Genomic DNA, 21,251 nt, shown 5'->3' on the forward strand with positions numbered 1-21,251 from the left:
TTTAACGGCTTGATGCCTCAGTAAAGGGAAAAGCGATGGAAACGTTCGGAGTTCATAACCCGGCGGTAGCGCTGGCGACGATTGGTTTGGAGAGCGCAGCAAGCGTTCGCTATAACTTTACCGCCGCCTCTCTTTACGAGGAGGCGATTCGCCGTGGAGAAGCCGAACTCACCGCCCAGGGCGCGCTCCGCGCATTGACCGGCCAGCACACCGGCCGCTCGCCGCGCGACAAGTTCGTAGTCCGCGACGCCAACACCGAGACGCAGATCTGGTGGGACAACAACAAGCCGATGTCGCCGGAGCATTTCGCCGGGCTTCATGCCGACATGCTGGCGCATGCGAAGGGCAGGGAGCTTTTCGTGCAGGACCTGATCGGCGGTGCCGATGCCGGTCATGCGCTGCCCTCGCGTGTCGTCACCGAATTCGCCTGGCACTCGCTGTTCATCCGCAACCTGCTGATCCGTCCGGAACTCGAAGCGCTGAAAACCTTCGTGCCGAAGCTGACGATCATCGACCTGCCGAGCTTCAAGGCCGATCCGGAACGCCACGGCTGCCGCACGGAAACCGTCATCGCCTGCGACCTCACCAAGGGTCTCGTGCTGATCGGCGGCACGTCCTATGCCGGCGAAATGAAGAAGTCGGTCTTCACCGTTCTCAACTACTTGCTCCCGGCCAAGGGTGTTATGCCGATGCACTGCTCGGCCAATGCCGGCCCGGATGGCGACAGCGCGGTCTTCTTCGGCCTGTCGGGCACCGGCAAGACGACGCTTTCGGCCGATCCGGCCCGTACGCTGATCGGTGACGACGAGCATGGCTGGGGCGAAAACGGCATCTTCAATTTCGAAGGCGGCTGCTATGCCAAGACCATCCGTCTGTCGGCAGAAGCCGAGCCGGAAATCTACGCGACGACGCAGCGCTTCGGCACCGTTCTGGAAAACGTCGTGCTCAACGACCAGCGCGCGCCGGATTTCGACGATGGCTCGTTGACGGAAAATACCCGTTGCGCCTACCCGCTCGATTTCATTCCGAACGCTTCGAAAACCGGCCTTGCCGCGCATCCGAAGACGATCATCATGCTGACCGCCGATGCCTTCGGCGTCATGCCGCCGATTGCCCGCCTGACGCCTGAACAGGCCATGTACCACTTCCTGTCCGGCTACACGGCAAAGGTCGCCGGTACCGAAAAGGGCGTTACCGAGCCCGAAGCGACCTTCTCGACCTGCTTCGGCGCCCCCTTCATGCCGCGTCATCCGGCGGAATACGGCAACCTCCTGAAGGAGCTGATCGGCCGTCACGGCGTCGAATGCTGGCTGGTCAACACCGGCTGGACCGGCGGCGCATACGGCACCGGCAAGCGCATGCCGATCAAGGCGACGCGCGCACTGCTGGCCGCGGCTCTCTCGGGCGAACTCGCCAAGGCTGACCTGCGCACCGACACAAACTTCGGCTTTGCCGTTCCGGTTTCCGTCGCTGGCGTCGACAACGGCATTCTCGACCCGCGCTCGACCTGGGCCGATGCCGCAGCCTACGACCGCCAGGCCGAAAAGCTCGTCGGCATGTTCATCGCCAACTTCGCCAAGTTCGAAGAACATGTCGATGGCGGCGTGCGTGACGCGGCACCGGGCCTGAAGCTCGCCGCTGAATAAACTAAACGGCTGATGATTCACGTGAAACCCGGCGGGAAACTGCCGGGTTTTTCTTTGCGTGTTCCAAAATCACGGCCGATGTGAGATAGGTCTCGCATGGCCAGCGACGCGCTCTTCATTAATGACAGGATCACCATCGCTGGATGGGAGCTGACGGAACAGTTCGTTCTGGCGGGCGGCCCCGGCGGGCAGAACGTCAACAAGGTCTCGACCGCAGTCCAGCTGTTCTTCAACATCGAGAATTCGCCGTCTTTGCCCGAGCGGGTGAAGGCTAATGCCATCAAGCTTGCCGGAAGACGCATGTCGAAAGACGGCGTGCTGATGATCGAGGCAAGCCGCTTTCGCAGCCAGGACCGCAATCGCGAGGATGCGCGTGAGCGCCTGAAGGAACTGGTTCTCGAAGCGGCCAAGCCACCACCGCCGCCGCGCAAGAAGACCAAGCCGACGAAAGGCTCGGTCGAACGCCGCCTCAAGGAAAAATCCGGCCGATCCGAAGTCAAGAAGATGCGCGGCCGCCCGAGCGGAGACTGATCCATGCTCGAAATCTCCAGCGGCATCCGGCATTTCTCCGGATATCTCGATCGCCCTGCGCAAGAAGCGATGGTCGAGACGATCCGCCAGATCGTGTCCGCCGCGCCGCTCTTCACGCCGGTCATGCCCGGGACAGGTAAGCCGATGTCAGTCCGCATGAGCAATTGCGGAGAGCTCGGCTGGGTCACGGACAAGGAGCGCGGCTACCGCTACCAGCCGGTTCATCCGCTCACCGGTGAACCATGGCCAGCCATCCCGCCCGCACTTCTCGATATGTGGACCGTCGTATCCGGCTATCCGCATCCACCCCAGGCCTGCCTGATCAATTTCTATTCCGACGACGCGAAGATGGGACTGCATCAAGACAAGGACGAGCAGGACCTCAAAGCACCCGTCGTCTCGATCTCTCTCGGCAATACCTGCCTCTTCCGCATCGGCGGCACCGCGCGCAACGATCGCACCCAGTCCCTGAAACTCGCCAGCGGCGACGTCATAGTCCTCGGCGGCGAAGGCCGCCTCTGCTTCCACGGGGTCGACCGCATCTATCCCGCCACCTCGACGCTCCTGAAAAGCGGCGGCCGGATCAATCTGACGTTAAGGCGTGTCTCCTAAAATCGCCCTCGTTGTTACCGGGATGAGCGATGGGCAAGGCATATAGCAAATTCGATATCACGGCTGGCCTTTGCGCGGTTCTTCTCGGGCTGTCGATAGGTTTCGGCTACTATATCAAGCTGTGGCAGCTTGATGCTAATGGCCTGTCTACCGGTATACAAAAGCTACCATACTGGGACTTTACGAATCTCTGGGCGGGCGGTCTTCTTGCATCCAAGGGAGGTGTCGGCACTATTTTTGACGTTGATGCCTACCGGGCTTTTCTGCGCAGTATGTTCACGCCGCAGCTTGCCGATCAGGAATGGAGCTATCCGCCGTCGGTGTTGCTGGTCGGCACGCCGCTCGCACAATTACCGATCGCCGTTGCTTATGTCGTTTGGACAGTCGGTTCGATTGTTGCGCTGCATTTCGCTTTGCGGCCGCTATCGTTGCCGCTGCTTGCTCATGCTGCCTGTCTTCTCAGCCCCTCCGGCTTTACAAATCTCCTCATCGGCCAGAACGGCGCCCTGACGGCGGCCCTGCTCATCGGCGGCTTATCGCTCGTCTACACCCGGCCAATAGTCGCGGGAATACTCTTCGGCGTCCTGACGATGAAGCCGCATCTGGGATTGCTGATCCCGATATGCCTGATCGCGAGCGGCAGTTATCGCGCATTTCTCTCGGCTGCCGTCACTGCGAGCCTGCTTTTCCTGGCCACAGGACTCGCATTTGGTTTCGATGTCTGGACACTGTTTATCGGCAAGACAGCACCGCTGATGTCCTCCATTCTGGAAGCACCTTATCCGCAAACTTATCAGGCCCACGCGATAACTGTTTTCCTCGCGTGCCGATGGCTCGGGTTCAGCGTCGCTGGTGGCTATGCCGGCCAGGCTGTTGCACTAGTGCTGTGCGCTGCCGTAGCCATTTGGCTCTGGCGCCCCCAAAATCCCATCGAGCATGGAAAGCGCGCCTGTATTACGGCAACGTTAGCGATCGTAGCGTCGCCTTATGGCTACAGCTACGACACGATCCCGATGTGCGTGACCGCCGCATTCCTGTTTGTGACCGAACCCCGCCTAAGCAGATTGGCGATGGCGGTGTTCTGGCTGTTCCCGCTCTTCATCCACCGCATAAATTATCACGAGATCGGCATTACCGTTCTCGCACCAATCCTGCTGGTGACCTACGCCCTTGCCGCCGGCCAACGACGCGCAATTGGACTCGAGCCTCTGCCTAAAGCTTCCTGAGCGCCACCTGTTCGATCAGGTGGTTCGGACCCTTCCGCAGTATCAGGTCGGCGCGCGGGCGGGTCGGCAGGATGTTTTGGCGCAGGTTCTTCAGGTTGATATTGGCCCACAGGCCCTCGGCGATCGACAGTGCTTCCTTTTCGCTGATCGATGCGTAGCGATGGAAATATGAGTTCGGATCGCGGAAAGCGGTTTCGCGCAGGCGCATGAAGCGGTTCACGTACCAATTATGGATCTGCTTTTCCTCGGCATCGATATAGATCGAGAAGTCGAAGAAGTCAGAGACCATCGGCACGATCTTGCCGTCGGCCGGCAGGTCGCGGGACTGCAGTACGTTGATCCCTTCGAAGATCAGGATATCAGGCCGGTCGATGATCTTGTATTCATTCGGGATCACGTCATAGACGAGGTGGGAATAAACAGGGGCCTTGACGTCCGCCTGTCCGGCCTTGATTGCCGAAAGAAAACGCAGGATAGCTCCGGTGTCGTAGCTTTCGGGAAAACCCTTGCGTTGCATCAGGTTTTCGCGCTCCAGCACCGAGTTCGGATGCAGGAAGCCGTCAGTCGTGATCAGGTCGACCTTCGGGCTCGACGGCCAGCGGCGCAGCAGCTCTTTCAGCACACGAGCCGTCGTCGACTTGCCGACCGCGACCGATCCGGCGATGCCGATAACGAAGGGCGTCTTGGCGACGCCCTCGAGATTGAGGAAGCGGTTGCGCTGTTCGAAGAGCAACTGCGAGGATTCGACATGCGAGGACAGCAGGCGCGACAGCGAAAGGTAGATGCGCCTGACTTCGTCGAGGTCGATCGGGTCGCCCATCGAGCGCAGCCGCGTCACTTCCTCGCCGGTCAGCGTCAGCGGCGTATCGGCGCGGAACTTCGCCCATTCCTCGGAAGAAAAGAAGTGATAGGGCGAATAGGAATTCGCCTGGAAGTGATCGAGCGCCTCGGGCGCTCCGATGATTTGCGACACGATACTCATGAACTCTGCCGGCTGGCCTTTTCCTTGAGGCCGGATTGAGCGGTCCGCCGCTCAAGTTCGGCCATGACATCCTGCAACGGAATGCCTGCAATCTTCAATACGACCAAAAGGTGATAGAGGACATCGGCCGACTCGTAGGTCAGGTTGGTCCGGTCGTTGGTGACCGCGGCCATCACAGCCTCGATCGCCTCCTCGCCAAGCTTCTTCGCTGCCTTCGGCTGACCGGCAGAAACCAGCTTCGCTGTCCAGGATTCGTCCGGTGAGGCCTTCGACCGCTCGTCGACGATCTTTTCCAGATCGGAAAGGGAAAATCCGCTCATTCTATCGCTTTCACTCAGTCGAGCCGCATCGCAATGCCGTGGGATGACATATAGCGCTTTGCCTCGCCGACGGAATAGGTGCCGAAATGGAAGATCGAGGCGGCAAGCACGGCCGTCGCATGGCCTTCCTTCACCCCAGCAACGAGATCGTCGAGATTGCCGACGCCGCCGGAGGCGATGACGGGAACGCGCACGCTGTCGGCGATCGCCCGTGTCAGCTCCAGATCGTAGCCAATCTTCGTGCCGTCGCGGTCCATCGATGTGACCAGCAGTTCGCCGGCGCCGCGGGCAACCATTTTCTGCGCGAATTCCACGGCATCGATGCCGGTCGCGTTGCGGCCGCCGTGCGTGTAGATCTCCCAGGCGCTCAGATTATCCTGGCCGACAGCCTGCGTGCGGCGTCGCTTGGCATCGATCGAAACGACGATGCACTGGTCGCCGAACTTGTCGGCGGCTTCGGCGACGAAATCAGGATTGTTGACCGCCGCCGAATTGATCGAAACCTTGTCGGCGCCGCAGAGCAGCAGCTTGCGGATATCGGCGATCGTGCGAACGCCGCCGCCGACGGTCAGCGGCATGAAGCACTGTTCGGCAGTGCGCGAGACGACGTCGAAGATCGTGTCGCGATTGTCGGAGGAAGCGGTGATGTCGAGAAAGCAGAGCTCGTCGGCACCGGCCGCATCATAGGCCTTTGCCGCTTCCACCGGGTCGCCGGCATCGACGAGATTGGTGAAATTGACGCCCTTGACGACGCGGCCGTCCTTGACGTCGAGGCAGGGGATGACACGGGCTTTTAGCGTCATTGTGCAATCTCCTTGGCGCGGGCAGCCTTGATCAGCGACAGCGCTTCCGCCGGATCGATACGGCCATCGTAGAGCGCGCGGCCGGAAATCGCGCCTTCCAGCTTACGGGCATCCGGCTGCAGCATGCGCTCGATATCGGCGATAGAGGCGAGGCCACCCGAAGCGATCACCGGGATGGAGACCGCTTCGGCAAGCTCCAGCGTCGAGGTCCAATTGATACCGGCAAGGATGCCGTCGCGATCGATATCGGTATAGATGATGGCGGCAACACCGGCGCCTTCGAACTTCTTGGCAAGCTCGATGATGCCGAGCTCCGAGGCTTCGGCCCAGCCCTCGACGGCGACCTTGCCGCCCTTCGCATCGATGCCGACGGCAACGCGGCCAGGAAAGGCCTTGCAGGCCTCGATGACGAGCGCCGGATCGCGAACCGCGACCGTGCCGAGAATGACGCGGGCCAAACCGCGCGACAGCCAGCTCTCGATATGATCGAGCGTGCGGATGCCGCCGCCGAGCTGCACCGGATTCTTCGTCGCCTTGAGGATGGCATCGACGGCTGCGCCGTTGACGCTTTCACCGGCAAAGGCGCCGTTGAGATCGACGACATGCAGCCATTCGAAACCCTGGTCTTCGAAGGCCTTGGCCTGCGCTGCCGGGTCCGGATTGTAGACCGTTGCCTGGTCCATATCGCCGAGCTTCAGGCGGACGCACTGGCCGTCCTTCAGGTCGATGGCGGGAAAGAGGATCATGATGTCTGTCCTTGCTTCGCGCGAGCCTTACGGCTTCCAGCGCAGGAAATTGGTGATCAGGGCGAGGCCGAGCTTCTGGCTCTTTTCCGGATGGAACTGCGCGCCGGCCATGTTGTCGCGGCCGACAAAGGCGGTCATCGGGCCGCCGTAATCCGTCGTGGCGATCACATCCGAGGCGTTTTCGGCATCGAGATGGTAGGAATGAACGAAATAGGCGTGCAAGCCGTCGGCACCCGTCGGGATGCCGTCGAAGAGCGGATGCGGATGCCTCAGATCGAGCGTATTCCAGCCGATCTGCGGGATCTTCAGCGAGGCATCATCAGGCGTCATTTCTTTGACGTCGCCGGGGATCCAGCCGAAGCCCTGCGTCACCGTCTTTTCGAGACCGCGCGAGGACATCAGCTGCATGCCGACGCAGATGCCGAGGAAGGGCTTTGCCTTCTTCTCAACAGCCTCGATCAGCACTTCGGCCATGCCGGGCACGGCATCGAGACCGCGCCGGCAATCGGCATAGGCGCCGACGCCGGGCAGGACGATGCGATCAGCCAAGGCAACGGCTTCCGCCTTGTCGGTCAGGTCGATATGGGCGTCGATGCCTGCCTCGCGAGCAGCGCGTTCAAAGGCCTTCGTTGCCGAGCGCAGGTTGCCGGAACCGTAATCGATAATTGCGACGCGCATCAGCGTCCTCCATCAAAACCAAAGAGACCAAGCGAGGTGGTGTTGCCGTGACGGCCGGTGGAGCGTTGATGTCGCTCCCATTCCGGTGCCGGCACGCCGTCTTCCTGCGTGATGGTCTCGATATCGGAAAAATAGATCTCTTCCGCCTCGTCGACGGAATCGGCCGAGACGACCGCGTCTTCGTTCCAGCCCTTGGCGGCGAGATTTCCAATGCGGAAATTCTGCCCCTCAAGCGCAACGATCAGGCTGGCCGCGAGAGAAAGCGCGAAGCCAGCGGGCCAGAGACCCTGGCGCTCCATCAGCACGCCGCCGATGGCCTGCACCAGAAAGGCTACGATCGCATGCAGCCAGAGGCGGTGCGCCAGCAGCCAGAGCCATGGAAAGAAGAAACCAAGAACCGTGAAGCCGTCGCGGATGACGCGCGTCTTTTCGTGGCTGGCATCCGCTCCGTCAGGGGCAGTCAGAAACAGATAGCTGGAAGTCAATGTCGTCAAGCTCCCTGAAGGGGCTCAGACGAGCGTGCCCTTCGTCGAGGGAACACGGCCCGCCTGTCTCGGATCGATCTCTGTCGCCGTGCGCAGCGCGCGGGCAACGGCCTTGAAGCAGGTCTCTGCAATATGGTGATTGTTGGCACCATAATGGTTGAGCACGTGCAAGGTGATGCCGGCGTTCTGCGCGAGCGCCTGGAAGAATTCGCGAACCAGTTCGGTATCGAATGTGCCGATCTTCGGCGCGCTGAAGGAGACGTTCCAGACGAGGAAGGGACGGCCGGAAAGATCGAGCGCAGCCTTCGTCATCGTCTCGTCCATCGCCAGGTCGATCGAGGCGTAGCGGGTGATGCCGCGGCGATCGCCGAGCGCTTTCGCAATGGCCTGGCCGATCGCGATCCCGGTGTCTTCGACGGCATGATGATCGTCGACATGCAGGTCGCCCTTGGTCTCGATCTCCATATCGATCAGCGAATGTCGTGACAGCTGGTCAAGCATATGGTCGAAGAAGCCGACGCCCGTCGAAATCTTCGACTTGCCGGTGCCGTCGAGATTGACCGAAACCGAAACCGAAGTTTCGTTGGTCTTGCGGGAAACGGCGCCCGTGCGGCTTGCTGCGGTCTCGGCCATCTGGCTGCTCCATCGGGAATGACGCGGGTTCCATATCAGGCGTTCCCTAAAATATCCAGAAGCGCGGCCGCAGAAAAACGGCACCATTTGCAATCGGCGGAAGCCCACTTACATAGGGCTCAACAGGGCCGGTGAGCGGCCCGCGCAAAACGGCCCGGCCCCCGGGCAAGGATGTTTTATGACAACGATTATTACAGTTCGAAAAGGCGGCAAGGTGGTCATGGCTGGCGACGGCCAGGTGAGCCTTGGCCAGACCGTCATGAAGGGCAATGCCCGCAAGGTTCGCCGCATCGGCAAGGGCGGCGAAGTGATCGCCGGTTTCGCCGGCGCCACCGCCGATGCCTTCACACTGCTCGAGCGCCTCGAAAAGAAGCTGGAGCAGTATCCGGGCCAGCTGATGCGCGCAGCCGTCGAGCTCGCCAAGGACTGGCGCACAGACAAGTACCTGCGCAATCTCGAAGCCATGATGCTCGTCGCCGACAAGACCGTGACGCTTGCCGTTACCGGCAATGGCGACGTCCTGGAACCGGAACACGGCACGATGGCGATCGGCTCGGGCGGCAATTTTGCGCTCGCAGCCTCGCTTGCCCTGCTCGATTCCGACAAGTCGGCGGAAGAGGTCGCCCGCAAGGCGCTCGATATCGCCGCCGACATCTGCGTCTATACCAACCACAACATCATCGTCGAAACGCTTGATGCCGATGGCTGAGGACGGACCCCGCTACCATTTCCGCGATGTCGAGGCCGGGGATATCCCCGTGCTGAGCCGGTGGTTCGCCGAGCCGCATGTCGCGAAATGGTGGGACGGGGATCCGCAGCAGAATGCCGAGCACGTCGTCGAAGCGATGGAAAGCATAGAAACGCGGCCAATGATCGTGGAGCTGGAAGGGCGGCCGATCGCCTATCTCCAGCATTACGATCCGCATCTCGAAGACGGCCATCCTTATCAGGATCAGCCGAAAGGCACGCTCGGGCTCGATATTTCCATCGGCATCCCGGCGCTGATCGGCAAGGGTCACGGCAGCGCGATCATTCGCCAGATCGCGTCTGAGCTTTTCGCCGGAGGCACGAAAAGGATCGTCATCGATCCGCATCCGGAAAATCACGCGGCGATCCGTGCCTATGAGAAAGCCGGCTTTCGCTATCTCGACACAAGAACATCCATCTATGGTCCCGCCCATTTCATGGTGCTGGACGCAAACCAGGAAACGGATTTGCAATGACCAACTTTTCTCCCCGTGAGATCGTATCCGAACTCGATCGTCATATTATCGGCCAGCACGACGCCAAGCGCGCGGTGGCAATTGCGCTGCGCAATCGCTGGCGCCGCCAGCAGCTCGATGAGAGCCTGCGCGACGAAGTGATGCCGAAGAACATCCTGATGATCGGCCCGACCGGCGTCGGCAAGACCGAAATCTCTCGCCGTCTTGCCAAGCTCGCCGGCGCTCCCTTCATCAAGGTCGAAGCCACCAAATTCACCGAAGTCGGTTATGTCGGCCGTGATGTGGAGCAGATCATCCGCGATCTCGTCGAGATCGGCATCGGCTTGGTGCGCGACAAGAAGCGCGCCGAAGTCGAATCCAAGGCGCATATGAGCGCCGAAGAGCGCGTGCTCGATGCGCTGGTCGGCGCCACGGCATCGCCCGCCACCCGCGACAGCTTCCGCAAGAAGCTGCGTAACGGCGAGCTCGACGACAAGGAAATCGACATCGAGGTTGCCGATACCGGCTCGGGCATGGGCGGTTTCGAAATTCCCGGCATGCCGGGCGCCAATATTGGCGTGCTGAACCTCTCCGACATGTTCGGCAAAGCGATGGGCGGCCGCACCAAGAAGGTCCGCACGACCGTCAAGGCCTCCTACACCGATCTCATCCGCGACGAGTCCGACAAGCTGATCGACAATGAAGTCATCCAGCGCGAGGCCGTTCGTTCGGTCGAGAACGATGGCATCGTCTTCCTTGACGAAATCGACAAGATCGCAGCCCGCGATGGCGGCATGGGTGCCGGCGTCTCCCGCGAAGGCGTGCAGCGCGACCTGCTGCCGCTCGTCGAGGGCACGACGGTCTCCACTAAGTATGGTCCTGTTAAGACCGACCATATCCTGTTCATCGCCTCGGGCGCCTTCCACGTCGCCAAGCCGTCGGATCTTCTGCCGGAATTGCAGGGCCGCCTGCCGATCCGCGTCGAGCTTCGTCCGCTCAGCAAGGAAGACTTCCGCCGTATCCTGACGGAAACCGAGGCCAGTCTCATCCGCCAGTACCGCGCGCTGATGCAGACCGAAGAACTGAGCCTCGACTTCACCGACGATGCGATCGATGCGCTCGCCGATGTCGCGGTTCATCTGAACTCGACGGTCGAGAATATCGGTGCCCGCCGCCTGCAGACGGTTATGGAGCGCGTTCTGGACGAAATCTCGTTCAATGCGCCGGATCGCGGCGGCAGTGCCGTGACCATCGACGCGAATTACGTCCGGGAGCATGTCGGCGATCTCGCCAACAACACCGACCTCTCGCGCTTCATCCTTTAAATTTCTCAATGCGCGAAATGCTTTGCGTTCCGCGCAAGAGATTTTGATGATCAAACCCTCGACAGCGGGCCTTTTACTTTCTAGTGAAAGGCCCGTTTTCTTTGCTGGCGCGGGCTTTATTCGGACAAGATTGTGGTCCAGTCACGCGCTCGCAGCCAGGGACCATGAACTCGACAGGATAGCGGATCGTGCGACGCCTTTTGACATGCCTTCTCATTGCCGTTGCGGCTTTCACTTCGGCACCGGCCTATGCCATGCAGACGGTGCCGCCGGGCAACCGCAACGTCGAGCAGCCGCCGATCCCGGGCGCTTCCGTCCGCCGTACCAAGGGCACGAAGACCACCTTCGACCGTAAGTATGAGAAAGTCTACGAGCTTCTGTCGAGCGATCACGAGCTGATGGGCAAGATCCGCAAGACGGCGGCCGCCTACGGCATCGAGCCGATCCACATCATCGGCGCGCTGGTCGGCGAGCACACCTACAATGTCGACGCCTACGACCGGCTGCAGTCTTACTACGTCAAGGCTGCATCCTATGCCGGCGAAAGCTTCCGCTTTGCCTATGACGGCGAGGATGTAGACACCTTCATCGACCGCCCGGAATTTGCCGGATGCAACGGCAAGAGCGATTCCTACCAGCTCTGGAGCTGCCGCGAGGATGTCTGGGAAACCGACTTCCGCGGCAAGACGGTTGGCGGCAAGAAGTTTCCCGACAATCGCTTCAGCGCCGTATTCTTCCAGCCCTTCTATGCCGGGCAGACCTTCGGTCTTGGCCAGATCAATCCGCTGACGGCGCTGATGCTGTCTGATCTCGTCACCCGCGTTTCGGGCTATCCGAAGCTCAGCGAAAAGGATGCCAGCGGCGTCTACAAGGCGATCATGCAGCCGGATATTTCGCTGGCCTTCGTCGCCGCGTCAGTCAGAACCTCGATCGACGACTACAAGCGGATCGCCGGCATGGATATCTCGGATAATCCGGGCCTGACCGCGACGCTCTACAATGTCGGCAACTCCCGACAGCGCGCAGCAGCACTCGCCGCGAAGAACAAAGGCGGTGCGACAGTTTGGCCGGAAGAGAACTATTACGGCTGGCTGATCAACGACAAGCTGGACGAGTTGAAGGCCCTCAACTAATCTTCTGCCTTGCCGGGAAGGCGTAAATCTTCCACGAAAGGCTGCAATATCATGGACATGCGTCCTGATCCCTTCGTTCCACCCGCGCCGGTGCCGCGCACTGTGCCGCCGTCGCGGCTGGAAATCATCCGCACCATCCTGCGCAATCCGCTGGAGCTGTGGGGCGAGCCGTCCTACACGCTGCCCTGGATCAAGACGCGTTTCTTCCGCGACAGCACGATCATCGTCAATGATCCCGGCCTCATCAAATATGTGCTGGTCGACAATGCTTCGAACTACCGGATGTCCGATATCCGCCAGCTGGTACTGCGGCCGATCCTGCGCGATGGTCTGCTGACCGCCGAAGGCCAGGTCTGGAAGCGCTCGCGCAAGGCGGTGGCACCGGTCTTCACCCCGCGGCACGCCAAGGGTTTTGCGGGGCAGATGCTGCATCAGTCCGAGCTCTACGCTGAAAAGTACGACGACGGCGGCAGCTTCGATATCGCCACCGATATGACCGAGCTCACCTTCGCGATATTGGCTGACACGCTGTTTTCCGGCGAGATCGCCTCATCATCGGACAATTTCGCCGATGACGTCAATGCGCTCCTGCATCGCATGGGCCGCGTCGATCCGATGGATCTGATGCGCGCGCCGTCCTGGGTGCCGCGTGTCACCCGCATCGGCGGCCAGAAGATCCTCGATCAGTTCCGCAACATGGTCCACAAGACCATGGACCTGCGCCTCGAACAGATGCGCGCCAATCGCGCTGCTGCCCCCGAGGATTTCCTGACGCTTTTGCTCGAGCAGGCGGGTCCCGACGGCCTGACGAACGAGGAGATCGAGGACAATATCCTGACCTTCATCGGCGCCGGGCATGAGACGACGGCCCGCGCGCTCGCCTGGACACTCTATTGCATCGCCAACAGCCCGCATATCCGCGACGCGATAGAGGAGGAGATCGATCGCGTTCTTGCCAGTGGTGCGGAGCCGGTCGAATGGCTCGATCTGATGCCGGTGACGAGGGCTGCCTTCGAGGAAGCGCTCCGGCTCTATCCGCCCGCACCCTCGATCAACCGTGCCGCAATCGCCGATGACAGCTGGACCGATGCCAAGGGCGAGCGTGTCGATATCCATGCCGGCATGACGGTCTTGATCATGCCGTGGACGCTGCATCGCCACGAACTCTATTGGGAAAAGCCGCGCGCCTATATGCCGGAGCGTTTTCTGCCCGAAAATCGCGGCAAGATCGGCCGCTTCCAGTTCCTGCCGTTTGGCGCCGGTCCGCGCGTCTGCATCGGCGCGACCTTTGCACTGCAGGAGGCGGTCATCGCGCTGGCGGTGCTGATGAAGCGTTTCCGCTTCGATATCACCGAAAAAACCAATCCCTGGCCGGTGCAGAAACTGACGACGCAGCCGCAGAATGGCCTGCCGATGCGGGTCACGCCCCGCACTCTTTCCGGCCAGGCATAAATCTTTCTAACTATTGCAGAATTGACTATGAATGAAAGCCGCGCAAAGTGGCAGCATGAAACGTATGCCGTCCGCCGGAGGAACATCACATGAGTAGAGTTGAAAAGCAGGGTCTCCAGATCGAAGCCGTCCTTCACGACTTCCTGGTCAAGGAGGCACTTCCGGGCCTTCAGGTGGATGGCGAAACCTTCTTCGCCGGCTTCTCGAAGATCGTCCACGATCTGGCACCGAAGAACCGCGAGCTGCTTGCCAAGCGTGACAGGCTGCAGGCCGAGATCGACGGCTGGTATCGCAAGAACGGCGCGCCTGCCGATCTCGACGCTTACCAGGCCTTTCTGAAGCAGATCGGCTACCTGCTGCCGGAGGGATCGGACTTCAAGGTCTCGACCACCAACGTCGACGCCGAGATCGCCTCGATCGCCGGCCCGCAGCTCGTCGTTCCCGTCATGAACGCCCGTTATGCGCTGAACGCCGCCAATGCGCGCTGGGGCTCGCTTTACGATGCGCTCTACGGCACGGATGCCATTCCGGAAACCGATGGCGCCGAAAAGGGCAGGGGCTATAATCCGAAGCGCGGCGAAAAGGTCATCGCCTGGGTTCGCGACTTCCTCGACGGCGCGGTTCCTCTTGAGGGCGGTTCCTGGAAGGATGTCGGAAGCCTGAAGATCGACGGTGCGAAGCTTGCGATCGCCGATGTCGACGGTGAGGACCTGCCGCTGAAGGATGCCGCACATTTCGCCGGCTACCGTGGCAGCGCAGCCGCTCCGACGCATGTCCTTCTCAAGAACAACGGCATCCATATCGAAATCGTCATCGATGCCGGAACGGCGATCGGCAAGGCCGATCCCGCGAATATTTCCGACGTCTGGCTGGAATCGGCGATCACCACGATCATGGACTGCGAGGATTCGGTCGCCGCTGTCGACGCCAAAGACAAGGTCGTCGTCTACAGGAACTGGCTCGGCCTGATGAAGGGCGACCTGCAGGAGGAAGTCACCAAGGGCGGCTCCTCCTTCATCCGCAAGCTCAATCCCGACACCGATATCACCGCGCCGGATGGATCGACCTTCGAGCTGCACCGCCGCTCGCTGATGCTGGTGCGAAATGTCGGTCACCTCATGACCAATCCGGCCATCCTCGACCGCGACGGCAACGAAGTGCCGGAAGGCATCATGGATGCGGTCATCACCGGCCTGATCGCGCTCTATGATGTCGGCCCCAAAGGGCGTCGCAAGAACTCGCGAGAAGGCTCGATGTATGTCGTCAAGCCGAAGATGCACGGACCTGAAGAGGTGGCCTTCGCCGTCGAGATTTTCGGCCGCGTCGAAGAGCTGCTCGGCATGCCCCGTAACACCATGAAAATGGGCATCATGGACGAGGAGCGCCGCACGACGGTCAATCTCAAGGAATGCATCCGCGCTGCGGCAGAGCGCGTCGTTTTCATCAATACGGGCTTCCTTGATCGCACCGGCGACGAAATCCATACCTCGATGGAAGCCGGCCCGATGATCCGCAAGGGCGACATGAAACAGGCGGCCTGGATCTCGGCCTACGAAAACTGGAATGTCGATATCGGTCTCGAATGCGGCCTCTCGGGCCACGCCCAGATCGGCAAGGGCATGTGGGCCATGCCGGACCTGATGACGGCGATGCTGGAGCAGAAGATCGCCCATCCGAAGGCCGGCGCCAACACCGCCTGGGTGCCGTCGCCGACGGCTGCGACCCTGCATGCCACGCATTATCACAAGATCAACGTCGCCGACGTTCAGCGCGGCCTGAAGGATCGCCCGCGCGCCAAGCTCTCCGACATCCTGTCGGTGCCGGTCGCGCCGCGCCCCAACTGGACGCCGGAAGAAATCCAGCGCGAGCTCGACAACAATGCGCAGGGTATCCTCGGCTACGTCGTGCGTTGGGTCGATCAGGGCGTCGGTTGCTCCAAGGTTCCCGACATCAACAATGTCGGCCTGATGGAAGACCGCGCGACGCTGCGCATCTCCGCCCAGCACATGGCAAACTGGCTGCATCACAAGGTGGTCACCGAGCCTCAGATCATCGAAACGATGAAGCGCATGGCCGCCGTCGTCGATCAGCAGAATGCCGGCGATGCCGCCTACACACCAATGGCCGGCAATTTCGACAGGTCCATCGCTTTCCAGGCTGCCGTCGATCTCGTGCTCAAGGGCCGCGAGCAACCGAACGGCTATACCGAGCCGGTCCTGCACCGCCGCCGCCTGGAGCTGAAGGCCGGTTAACCCGGCCTCAGCTTTAACCGCCCAAACAAAAAGGCCGCCGGAGGAGCTCTCCGGCGGCCTTTTTCATGCCGTATAGGGCAAATAGCTTACTGGATAACGATGACCTTGGAGGTCGAACGGCCCGGACGGACGCGGCTGTAGAGGTCGATGACGTCCTGGTTCATCAGGCGGATGCAGCCCGAAGAAGCGGCGGTACCGATCGAAGCCCATTCCGGCGTGCCGTGCAGGCGGAACAGCGTGTCCTGGCCCTTGTCGTTGAAGAGGTACATGGCGCGGGCGCCGAGCGGATTGGTCAGGCCCGGTTCCATGCCGTTCTCGACATACTTGGCGATCTCCGGACGGCGGACGGCCATTTCCTTCGGCGGGTGCCAGTTCGGCCATTCCTGCTTCCAGGCAACGTATGCGGTGCCGGCCCATGCGAAGCCGGCCTTGCCGACGCCGATGCCGTAGCGCATCGCCTTGCCGCCCGGCAGGATGTAATAGAGGTGGCGCTCGCGGGTGTTGACGATGATCGTGCCGGGACGCTCATCCGTCTGGTAGCTGACGATCTGGCGGCGGAATTCCGGCTTCACGCGCTGGATCGGGATTGCGGGGAGCGAGTATCCGGCATCCGAGGTAACGCCGTAGGCGTCATCGAAAATCTGTGCCGTCTGAACAGTCGGGCCAGCAGCAGCCTTGTCTTCGACGGAAGCGCTTTCGGTGCTGGTAGAGCAACCGGCCAGGGCGAGTGTTGCCATCAGGCCGAATACAGGGAATGCATTGCGGATGCGCATGGATGTCTCTTAAGTTTTGGGCAATGTGGGAGGATGCTTCGAACCATCTTTGATTATGGTTTATTTTCGATTAACTTCGGCTTTGCAAGATGCTGCATCGCGACAAAAGTTACCCGCAGCGGCAAATTAAAAGCGCATGGCTTTTTTGCAACAACAAGCACCCTCTCCCCACGGTTATCCATGACGATTTTGAGTGTTTACAATAACAATCCGTTAATAGATGGCCGGCAATCGGACAGAGCTATGCTCGTGCGCCGCGGGACTCAGATTTTACTTCACGAGATGCGCCATGCCCTGCTTCCCGAGTTGCCCTTGGCAAGCGGCCGGCGCGCTGACCTGATCACGGTATCGGATAAGGGCGAAATCTGGATCATCGAGATCAAGACGTCGATCGAGGACTTCCGCGTCGATCGCAAGTGGCCGGAATACCGGGCGCATTGCGACCGGCTGTTCTTCGCCACCCACAAGGATGTGCCGCTCGACATCTTTCCGGAGGAATGCGGCCTGTTTCTTTCGGATGGTTACGGCGCGCACATGATACGCGAGGCCCCGGAACATAAGCTGGCGCCCGCCACCCGCAAATCGGTGATGCTGAATTTCTCGCGTGCTGCCGCTCAGCGGCTGATGATGGCCGAATGGGCGAACGGCAAGCCGCTCGCCATCGACGACGTCTGAGCCTTACTTTGGGGCGCGCTTGGCAAGGATGCGCTGCAGGGTGCGGCGATGCATGTTGAGCCGGCGAGCGGTCTCCGAAACATTGCGCTCGCACATCTCGTAGACCCGCTGGATATGCTCCCAGCGAACCCGGTCCGCCGACATCGGATTGTCAGGCAGTTCGGCCTTTTCACCCGGCCGCTGCGTCAGCGCCGCAAACACGTCGTCTGCATCGGCAGGCTTAGCCAGGTAATCGACGGCGCCGAGCTTCACGGCCGTTACCGCGGTGGCGATATTGCCGTAGCCGGTCAGAACGATGATGCGGGTGTCGTCGCGGCGCTGACGGATCGCCTCGATCACGTCGAGGCCGTTTCCATCGCCGAGCCGCAGATCGACCACCGCATATTTCGGCGGATGAGCCTTGGACTTGGCAACGCCCTCGGCGACAGATTCCGCCGTCTCCACATGGAAGCCCCGCGTCTCCATCGCCCGCGCCAGACGGCGCAGGAACGGGCCGTCGTCATCGACGATAAGCAGGCTCGCATCCGGGCCGATGTCGTGTTCGCCGATGGCAAGGGTTTCGCTGTTCTGTTCCGTCATGGTCTCTGATCCCGGCGGTTCCCCGCCCTGAATATCGGTCGATTGTTCAAAACTTCATTAGGCCGATAAAGTCATTTTGTCGAATGCGCGTCAATCAGCATGCGCGGCCACTCGATGCGGATACGGGCGCCCGCACCTTCCGGCTCGCGGTTCTCGAAGACCAGTGCCGCGCCGGAGCGCTCGAGCAGCGTCTTGGCGATAAAAAGCCCAAGCCCCAGGCCTCCCGCCGTATCTTCCTTCTGCCGCTTGGTCACGTAGGGCTCTCCGATCCGTGTCAGAATATCCGGCGCATAGCCATTGCCATCGTCTTCTATGACGATCAGGACACGACGATGGTCATGTTCGACGGTTATGGTCACTTTCTCGCGAGCATAGTCGACGGCGTTCTCGATCAGGTTTCCGAGACCATAAAGGATGCCGGCATTGCGCTCGGTCACCGGTTCGCCCTTGCGCGGGCTTTTCTCGATCAGCTCCAGCGCGATCTGGGACTCGCGATAGGGCTCGAGAATCTCCTCGATCATCGACGACAGCGGCAGGCGGCGCATATGCGCATCGCCCTCGGTCGACATGCTGGTCAGCCGTTTCAGGATGTCACGGCACCGTTCGCTCTGGCTGCGCAACAGCTGCACGTCCTCGCGGAACCGGTCGTCATCCTTCAGCTCGCGCTCCATCTCCTTGGCAACGACGCTGATGGTCGCGAGCGGCGTGCCGAGCTCGTGCGCCGCCGCTGCGGCAAGACCATCCAGCTGCGACAGATGCTTCTCCCGCTGCAGCACCAGTTCGGTGGCAGCCAGCGCATCGGCCAGCTGACTCGCTTCCATCGATACGCGATAGGCATAGAAGGCGGCAAAGGCCATGGTCGAGGCGATCGAGCACCAGACGCCGAACTGCATGACATTATGCACATTGATCTCCACGCCATCGAACCACGGAAGAGGGAAGGGCGAGAAGGCGAGGATGGTGATGCAGACCATCGCAAACAGGATCAGCGCCGTGCTGTAGCGGATCGGCTGCGAGGCAAAGGAAATGATGACCGGCACGCAGACCAGCGCCGCAAACGGGTTCGCCAGTCCCCCGGTAATGAAGAGCAGCGCCGATAGCTGCAGCAGATCGAGCCCCAGCAGAGCAAAGGCAGCCGGCGCCTCCAGCCGGTGCGTCGGCGGGTAGCGGATCGTCAGGTAGAAATTCACCCAGGCAAGCGCTGCAATCAGCGAGCAGCTGGCAATCAGCGGCAGGGGAAATTTCAGCCAGAAGGCAACGATGAAAACAGTCACCGCCTGACCGGCGACCGCCAGCCAGCGCAGCCTCACGATCGTCTGCAGGCGAAGCCGCCGGCTGCTGTGTCTGTCTTCCTGCGTCTTACTGTCGGCGTCGTCTACCATCGTCATGTCCTTATGTACCACGCGGCTTGGCGCGTGTCGTCGGCAGTGCCTCTTCCGGCCGCTGCGGCCAGGGATGCCGCGGATAGCGTCCGCGCATCTCGGCGCGCACGTCCTTCCAGGAGCCCGCCCAGAAGCCCGGCAGGTCGCGCGTCGTCTGGATCGGCCGGTGCGCCGGAGATGTCAATTCGAGAAGCAGTGGCAGCCGCCCGCCGCCGATCGCCGGATGATCCTTCAACCCGAACAGCTCCTGCACCCGGATCGTCAGCAACGGCTCTTCACCGTCATATTGGATCGGATGGCGCTGCCCGGTCGGCGCCTCGAAATGCGTCGGCGCCAGCTTTGCCAGATCGCGCTGCAGTGCGTGTGGAACCAGGCTGATCAGCCCGTTCGACAGGGATCCGGCACTGATATCGGCAATACCGCGCACATCCGCCTGGAACGGCACGAACCAGTCGTCGAGCCGCTCGAGCAGCGCTTCGTCGCTCATGTCGGGCCAGGGCTCGCCGATCGTCCGGTAGAGAAAGCCGATCCGCTCGCGAAGCTGAGCCGCTTCCTTGGAGAAGGGGAGGGTCGCAAGCCCGAGCTGCCGGATGCCGTCGGCGAGCGCCTTGGCTGTCGCCGCGCCGCTTGGCCGGGGAAGGGGCGTCTCTTCGAAGACGATGGCGCCGAGCCGCGTCGCCTTGCGCGCCCGCACCTGCCGGCTCGGCAGATCGAAATAGGTCTGCTCGCCCGTCTTGATCGCCCCCGGCAGTTCCGCCTCGACATCGCCGCGCGTAATCTCGGCCGCCGCAAGAATGCGAGCCTGCGCCGCCCGCCCCGTCAGGTCGGCGATCACAAGCATCTGGCTGCCCGCCAGCCGCTCGGTTTCCGCCAGCTCGCCGCCGCGGCCATTTGCCATCACGTAGCGGCCCCGCGCGCCGCGCTGCAGGGCGATGCGATCGGGAAACGCGTGGATCAGCAGCTGCCCGGCCGTTGGCGAAGCCGTCGATTTCACCTTGTCGAGCCCGCTTGCCAGACGCTGCGCCAGCCGCCGGGCGGATTCCGCCCGCTCGCCCTTCTCCGTCTTGAACCGGCGCAGCCGCTCCTCGAGATCGATGCTGGCGCCGCCCAATCCCTGTTCGGTCATCAGCACCGCAAGCAACGCTGCCTCGCGGGCATCGCCGTGTTCACCGGCCGAAACCACCATCGCCGCCAGCCGCGGTGGCAGCGCCATCTCGCGCATGGTCCGCCCACGCTCGGTCAGGCTGCCGTCGGCGGCGAGCGCCCCGAGATCGATCAGCAGCGACCGTGCCTCGGCAAGTGTGGCCGCCGGCGGCTGATCGACGAAGGCAAGCGTCTTCGGATCCTGCACACCCCAATGCGCGAGATCGAGCACCAGTCCGGAGAGATCGCTGGAGAGGATCTGCGGCGGGGTGAAGGCGGGAAGGGCGGCCGTCTGCCCCTGATGCCAGAGGCGCAGCGCAATGCCAGGTTCGGTTCGTCCGGCGCGTCCGGCCCGCTGATCGGCCGAGGCACGCGATACCCGCACCGTCTCCAGCCGGGTGATCCCGGTCGACGGCTCGAAGACGGGCAGCCGCTGCAGCCCGCTGTCGATCACCATCCGCACACCGTCGATGGTGATCGAGGTCTCGGCGATCGAAGTCGCCAGCACCACCTTGCGCGTTCCTGCCGCCGCCGGCCTGATCGCGGCATCCTGTTCCTTCTGGCTGAGATTGCCATAGAGCGGCGCAATCAGGGTCGAGGCGCCAAGCCGTCCCTCTAGCCGCTCGGCCGTCCGCAGGATTTCCGCCTGTCCCGGCAGGAATGCGAGGATCGA

Annotated in this window: 22 protein-coding genes (1 of these 22 only partly in view); 11 read left to right on the plus strand and 11 right to left on the minus strand. The window is 61.7% G+C overall.

The annotated features are described in order from the left end of the window. Window positions 1–35 precede the first annotated feature (35 nt). From ACEN84_RS08885 to ACEN84_RS08900, 4 genes are all read left to right on the plus strand, one after another. A complete protein-coding gene (locus ACEN84_RS08885) occupies window positions 36–1,646 on the plus strand; it encodes a phosphoenolpyruvate carboxykinase (protein WP_413710602.1) in 1,611 nt (536 codons plus the stop codon). Window positions 1,647–1,742: 96 nt separating this feature from the next. After that, window positions 1,743–2,177, plus strand: a complete 435-nt coding sequence (arfB, locus tag ACEN84_RS08890; RefSeq protein ID WP_413710603.1) for an alternative ribosome rescue aminoacyl-tRNA hydrolase ArfB — start codon at window positions 1,743–1,745, stop codon at window positions 2,175–2,177. 3 nt (window positions 2,178–2,180) lie between these two features. Next, window positions 2,181–2,789, plus strand: coding sequence for an alpha-ketoglutarate-dependent dioxygenase AlkB family protein (locus ACEN84_RS08895; RefSeq protein ID WP_413710604.1), 609 nt, complete (start codon window positions 2,181–2,183; stop codon window positions 2,787–2,789). A 29-nt stretch (window positions 2,790–2,818) separates the two neighbouring features. Further along, complete coding sequence (locus ACEN84_RS08900; RefSeq protein ID WP_413710605.1) at window positions 2,819–4,015, plus strand: glycosyltransferase family 87 protein; 1,197 nt, start codon at window positions 2,819–2,821, stop codon at window positions 4,013–4,015. Here ACEN84_RS08900 and coaA read toward each other — a convergent pair. Genes coaA through hisB form a run of 7 tightly spaced genes read right to left on the minus strand, consistent with a single transcriptional unit; the run spans window position 4,002 to window position 8,662 of the window. Then, window positions 4,002–4,997: a type I pantothenate kinase gene (gene coaA, locus ACEN84_RS08905; RefSeq protein WP_413710606.1), complete on the minus strand. Its 996-nt coding sequence runs from the start codon at window positions 4,995–4,997 to the stop codon at window positions 4,002–4,004. The genes ACEN84_RS08900 and coaA overlap by 14 nt on opposite strands. Next, complete coding sequence (locus ACEN84_RS08910; RefSeq protein ID WP_025555293.1) at window positions 4,994–5,317, minus strand: phosphoribosyl-ATP diphosphatase; 324 nt, start codon at window positions 5,315–5,317, stop codon at window positions 4,994–4,996. The genes coaA and ACEN84_RS08910 overlap by 4 nt, the downstream gene beginning before the upstream one ends. Before the next feature lie 14 nt (window positions 5,318–5,331). Beyond that, entirely contained in the window at window positions 5,332–6,120 is a 789-nt protein-coding gene (hisF, locus tag ACEN84_RS08915) for an imidazole glycerol phosphate synthase subunit HisF (RefSeq protein WP_413710607.1), read from the minus strand. Beyond that, a complete protein-coding gene (gene hisA, locus ACEN84_RS08920; protein WP_203429882.1) occupies window positions 6,117–6,866 on the minus strand; it encodes a 1-(5-phosphoribosyl)-5-[(5-phosphoribosylamino)methylideneamino]imidazole-4-carboxamide isomerase in 750 nt (249 codons plus the stop codon). The genes hisF and hisA overlap by 4 nt, the downstream gene beginning before the upstream one ends. Before the next feature lie 27 nt (window positions 6,867–6,893). Then, window positions 6,894–7,544 carry an imidazole glycerol phosphate synthase subunit HisH gene (gene hisH, locus ACEN84_RS08925; RefSeq protein WP_413710608.1) on the minus strand — a complete coding sequence of 217 codons (651 nt, stop codon included), beginning with the start codon at window positions 7,542–7,544 and terminating at the stop codon, window positions 6,894–6,896. Next, the gene (locus ACEN84_RS08930; RefSeq protein WP_413710609.1) at window positions 7,544–8,029 is read right to left on the minus strand and encodes a DUF2628 domain-containing protein; all 486 of its coding nucleotides are present in this window, start codon (window positions 8,027–8,029) and stop codon (window positions 7,544–7,546) included. Before ACEN84_RS08930 ends, hisH begins: the two co-directional genes overlap by 1 nt. Window positions 8,030–8,053: 24 nt before the next feature. Continuing rightward, window positions 8,054–8,662, minus strand: coding sequence for an imidazoleglycerol-phosphate dehydratase HisB (gene hisB / locus ACEN84_RS08935; protein WP_025555298.1), 609 nt, complete (start codon window positions 8,660–8,662; stop codon window positions 8,054–8,056). Window positions 8,663–8,840: 178 nt separating this feature from the next. Between hisB and hslV the strand changes: the two genes are divergently transcribed. The 6 genes from hslV (at window position 8,841) to ACEN84_RS08965 (ending at window position 16,026) form a co-directional block, all read left to right on the plus strand. Next, complete coding sequence (gene hslV, locus ACEN84_RS08940; protein ID WP_199628055.1) at window positions 8,841–9,371, plus strand: ATP-dependent protease subunit HslV; 531 nt, start codon at window positions 8,841–8,843, stop codon at window positions 9,369–9,371. Continuing rightward, complete coding sequence (locus tag ACEN84_RS08945; RefSeq protein ID WP_413710610.1) at window positions 9,358–9,885, plus strand: GNAT family N-acetyltransferase; 528 nt, start codon at window positions 9,358–9,360, stop codon at window positions 9,883–9,885. The genes hslV and ACEN84_RS08945 overlap by 14 nt, the downstream gene beginning before the upstream one ends. Beyond that, window positions 9,882–11,189, plus strand: coding sequence for an ATP-dependent protease ATPase subunit HslU (hslU, locus tag ACEN84_RS08950; RefSeq protein ID WP_413710611.1), 1,308 nt, complete (start codon window positions 9,882–9,884; stop codon window positions 11,187–11,189). Before ACEN84_RS08945 ends, hslU begins: the two co-directional genes overlap by 4 nt. A 188-nt stretch (window positions 11,190–11,377) precedes the next feature. Then, the gene (locus tag ACEN84_RS08955) at window positions 11,378–12,322 is read left to right on the plus strand and encodes a DUF1402 family protein (RefSeq protein ID WP_130282899.1); all 945 of its coding nucleotides are present in this window, start codon (window positions 11,378–11,380) and stop codon (window positions 12,320–12,322) included. 51 nt (window positions 12,323–12,373) lie between these two features. Next, entirely contained in the window at window positions 12,374–13,774 is a 1,401-nt protein-coding gene (locus tag ACEN84_RS08960; protein WP_413710612.1) for a cytochrome P450, read from the plus strand. A gap of 89 nt (window positions 13,775–13,863) precedes the next feature. Then, on the plus strand, window positions 13,864–16,026 hold the full coding sequence (locus ACEN84_RS08965) for a malate synthase G (RefSeq protein WP_413710613.1): 2,163 nt from the start codon (window positions 13,864–13,866) through the stop codon (window positions 16,024–16,026). Window positions 16,027–16,112: 86 nt separating this feature from the next. On the opposite strand, the gene ACEN84_RS08970 is transcribed toward ACEN84_RS08965, so the two are convergent. Further along, window positions 16,113–16,799, minus strand: a complete 687-nt coding sequence (locus ACEN84_RS08970; protein ID WP_025555305.1) for a L,D-transpeptidase — start codon at window positions 16,797–16,799, stop codon at window positions 16,113–16,115. Between the two features lie 180 nt (window positions 16,800–16,979). Here ACEN84_RS08970 and ACEN84_RS08975 point away from each other — a divergent pair, with 180 nt between their 5' ends. Beyond that, on the plus strand, window positions 16,980–17,474 hold the full coding sequence (locus ACEN84_RS08975) for an MmcB family DNA repair protein (RefSeq protein WP_413711283.1): 495 nt from the start codon (window positions 16,980–16,982) through the stop codon (window positions 17,472–17,474). Between the two features lie 3 nt (window positions 17,475–17,477). Here ACEN84_RS08975 and ACEN84_RS08980 read toward each other — a convergent pair whose 3' ends face one another. The 3 genes from ACEN84_RS08980 to hrpB all read right to left on the minus strand — a co-directional run. Continuing rightward, entirely contained in the window at window positions 17,478–18,053 is a 576-nt protein-coding gene (locus tag ACEN84_RS08980; protein WP_413710614.1) for an ActR/PrrA/RegA family redox response regulator transcription factor, read from the minus strand. 71 nt (window positions 18,054–18,124) lie between these two features. Continuing rightward, window positions 18,125–19,435 (minus strand): ActS/PrrB/RegB family redox-sensitive histidine kinase, encoded by a 1,311-nt coding sequence (locus tag ACEN84_RS08985; protein WP_413710615.1) that lies wholly within the window; start codon window positions 19,433–19,435, stop codon window positions 18,125–18,127. Window positions 19,436–19,445: 10 nt separating this feature from the next. Continuing rightward, on the minus strand, window positions 19,446–21,251 hold the 3' portion of the coding sequence (gene hrpB, locus ACEN84_RS08990; protein WP_413710616.1) for an ATP-dependent helicase HrpB. 657 nt of this gene lie beyond the right edge of the window; 1,806 of the gene's 2,463 nt are visible here — the last part of the coding sequence; its start codon lies off the right edge, out of view — the gene reads right to left on this strand; it ends in the stop codon at window positions 19,446–19,448.

It is taken from the genome of Rhizobium sp. Rhizsp82 (assembly GCF_047325115.1).
In the GTDB taxonomy this organism is placed as follows: Bacteria; Pseudomonadota; Alphaproteobacteria; order Rhizobiales; family Rhizobiaceae; genus Rhizobium.

Coding starts and splice junctions, on each gene's coding strand:
- ACEN84_RS08885 (WP_413710602.1), top strand. CDS start 36: ATGGAAACGTTCGGAGTTCATAACCCGGCGGTAGCGCTGGCGACGATT.
- arfB (WP_413710603.1), top strand. CDS start 1,743: ATGGCCAGCGACGCGCTCTTCATTAATGACAGGATCACCATCGCTGGA.
- ACEN84_RS08895 (WP_413710604.1), top strand. CDS start 2,181: ATGCTCGAAATCTCCAGCGGCATCCGGCATTTCTCCGGATATCTCGAT.
- ACEN84_RS08900 (WP_413710605.1), top strand. CDS start 2,819: ATGGGCAAGGCATATAGCAAATTCGATATCACGGCTGGCCTTTGCGCG.
- coaA (WP_413710606.1), bottom strand. CDS start 4,997: ATGAGTATCGTGTCGCAAATCATCGGAGCGCCCGAGGCGCTCGATCAC.
- ACEN84_RS08910 (WP_025555293.1), bottom strand. CDS start 5,317: ATGAGCGGATTTTCCCTTTCCGATCTGGAAAAGATCGTCGACGAGCGG.
- hisF (WP_413710607.1), bottom strand. CDS start 6,120: ATGACGCTAAAAGCCCGTGTCATCCCCTGCCTCGACGTCAAGGACGGC.
- hisA (WP_203429882.1), bottom strand. CDS start 6,866: ATGATCCTCTTTCCCGCCATCGACCTGAAGGACGGCCAGTGCGTCCGC.
- hisH (WP_413710608.1), bottom strand. CDS start 7,544: ATGCGCGTCGCAATTATCGATTACGGTTCCGGCAACCTGCGCTCGGCA.
- hisB (WP_025555298.1), bottom strand. CDS start 8,662: ATGGCCGAGACCGCAGCAAGCCGCACGGGCGCCGTTTCCCGCAAGACC.
- hslV (WP_199628055.1), top strand. CDS start 8,841: ATGACAACGATTATTACAGTTCGAAAAGGCGGCAAGGTGGTCATGGCT.
- ACEN84_RS08945 (WP_413710610.1), top strand. CDS start 9,358: ATGCCGATGGCTGAGGACGGACCCCGCTACCATTTCCGCGATGTCGAG.
- hslU (WP_413710611.1), top strand. CDS start 9,882: ATGACCAACTTTTCTCCCCGTGAGATCGTATCCGAACTCGATCGTCAT.
- ACEN84_RS08960 (WP_413710612.1), top strand. CDS start 12,374: ATGGACATGCGTCCTGATCCCTTCGTTCCACCCGCGCCGGTGCCGCGC.
- ACEN84_RS08965 (WP_413710613.1), top strand. CDS start 13,864: ATGAGTAGAGTTGAAAAGCAGGGTCTCCAGATCGAAGCCGTCCTTCAC.
- ACEN84_RS08970 (WP_025555305.1), bottom strand. CDS start 16,799: ATGCGCATCCGCAATGCATTCCCTGTATTCGGCCTGATGGCAACACTC.
- ACEN84_RS08975 (WP_413711283.1), top strand. CDS start 16,980: ATGACGATTTTGAGTGTTTACAATAACAATCCGTTAATAGATGGCCGG.
- ACEN84_RS08980 (WP_413710614.1), bottom strand. CDS start 18,053: ATGACGGAACAGAACAGCGAAACCCTTGCCATCGGCGAACACGACATC.
- ACEN84_RS08985 (WP_413710615.1), bottom strand. CDS start 19,435: ATGGTAGACGACGCCGACAGTAAGACGCAGGAAGACAGACACAGCAGC.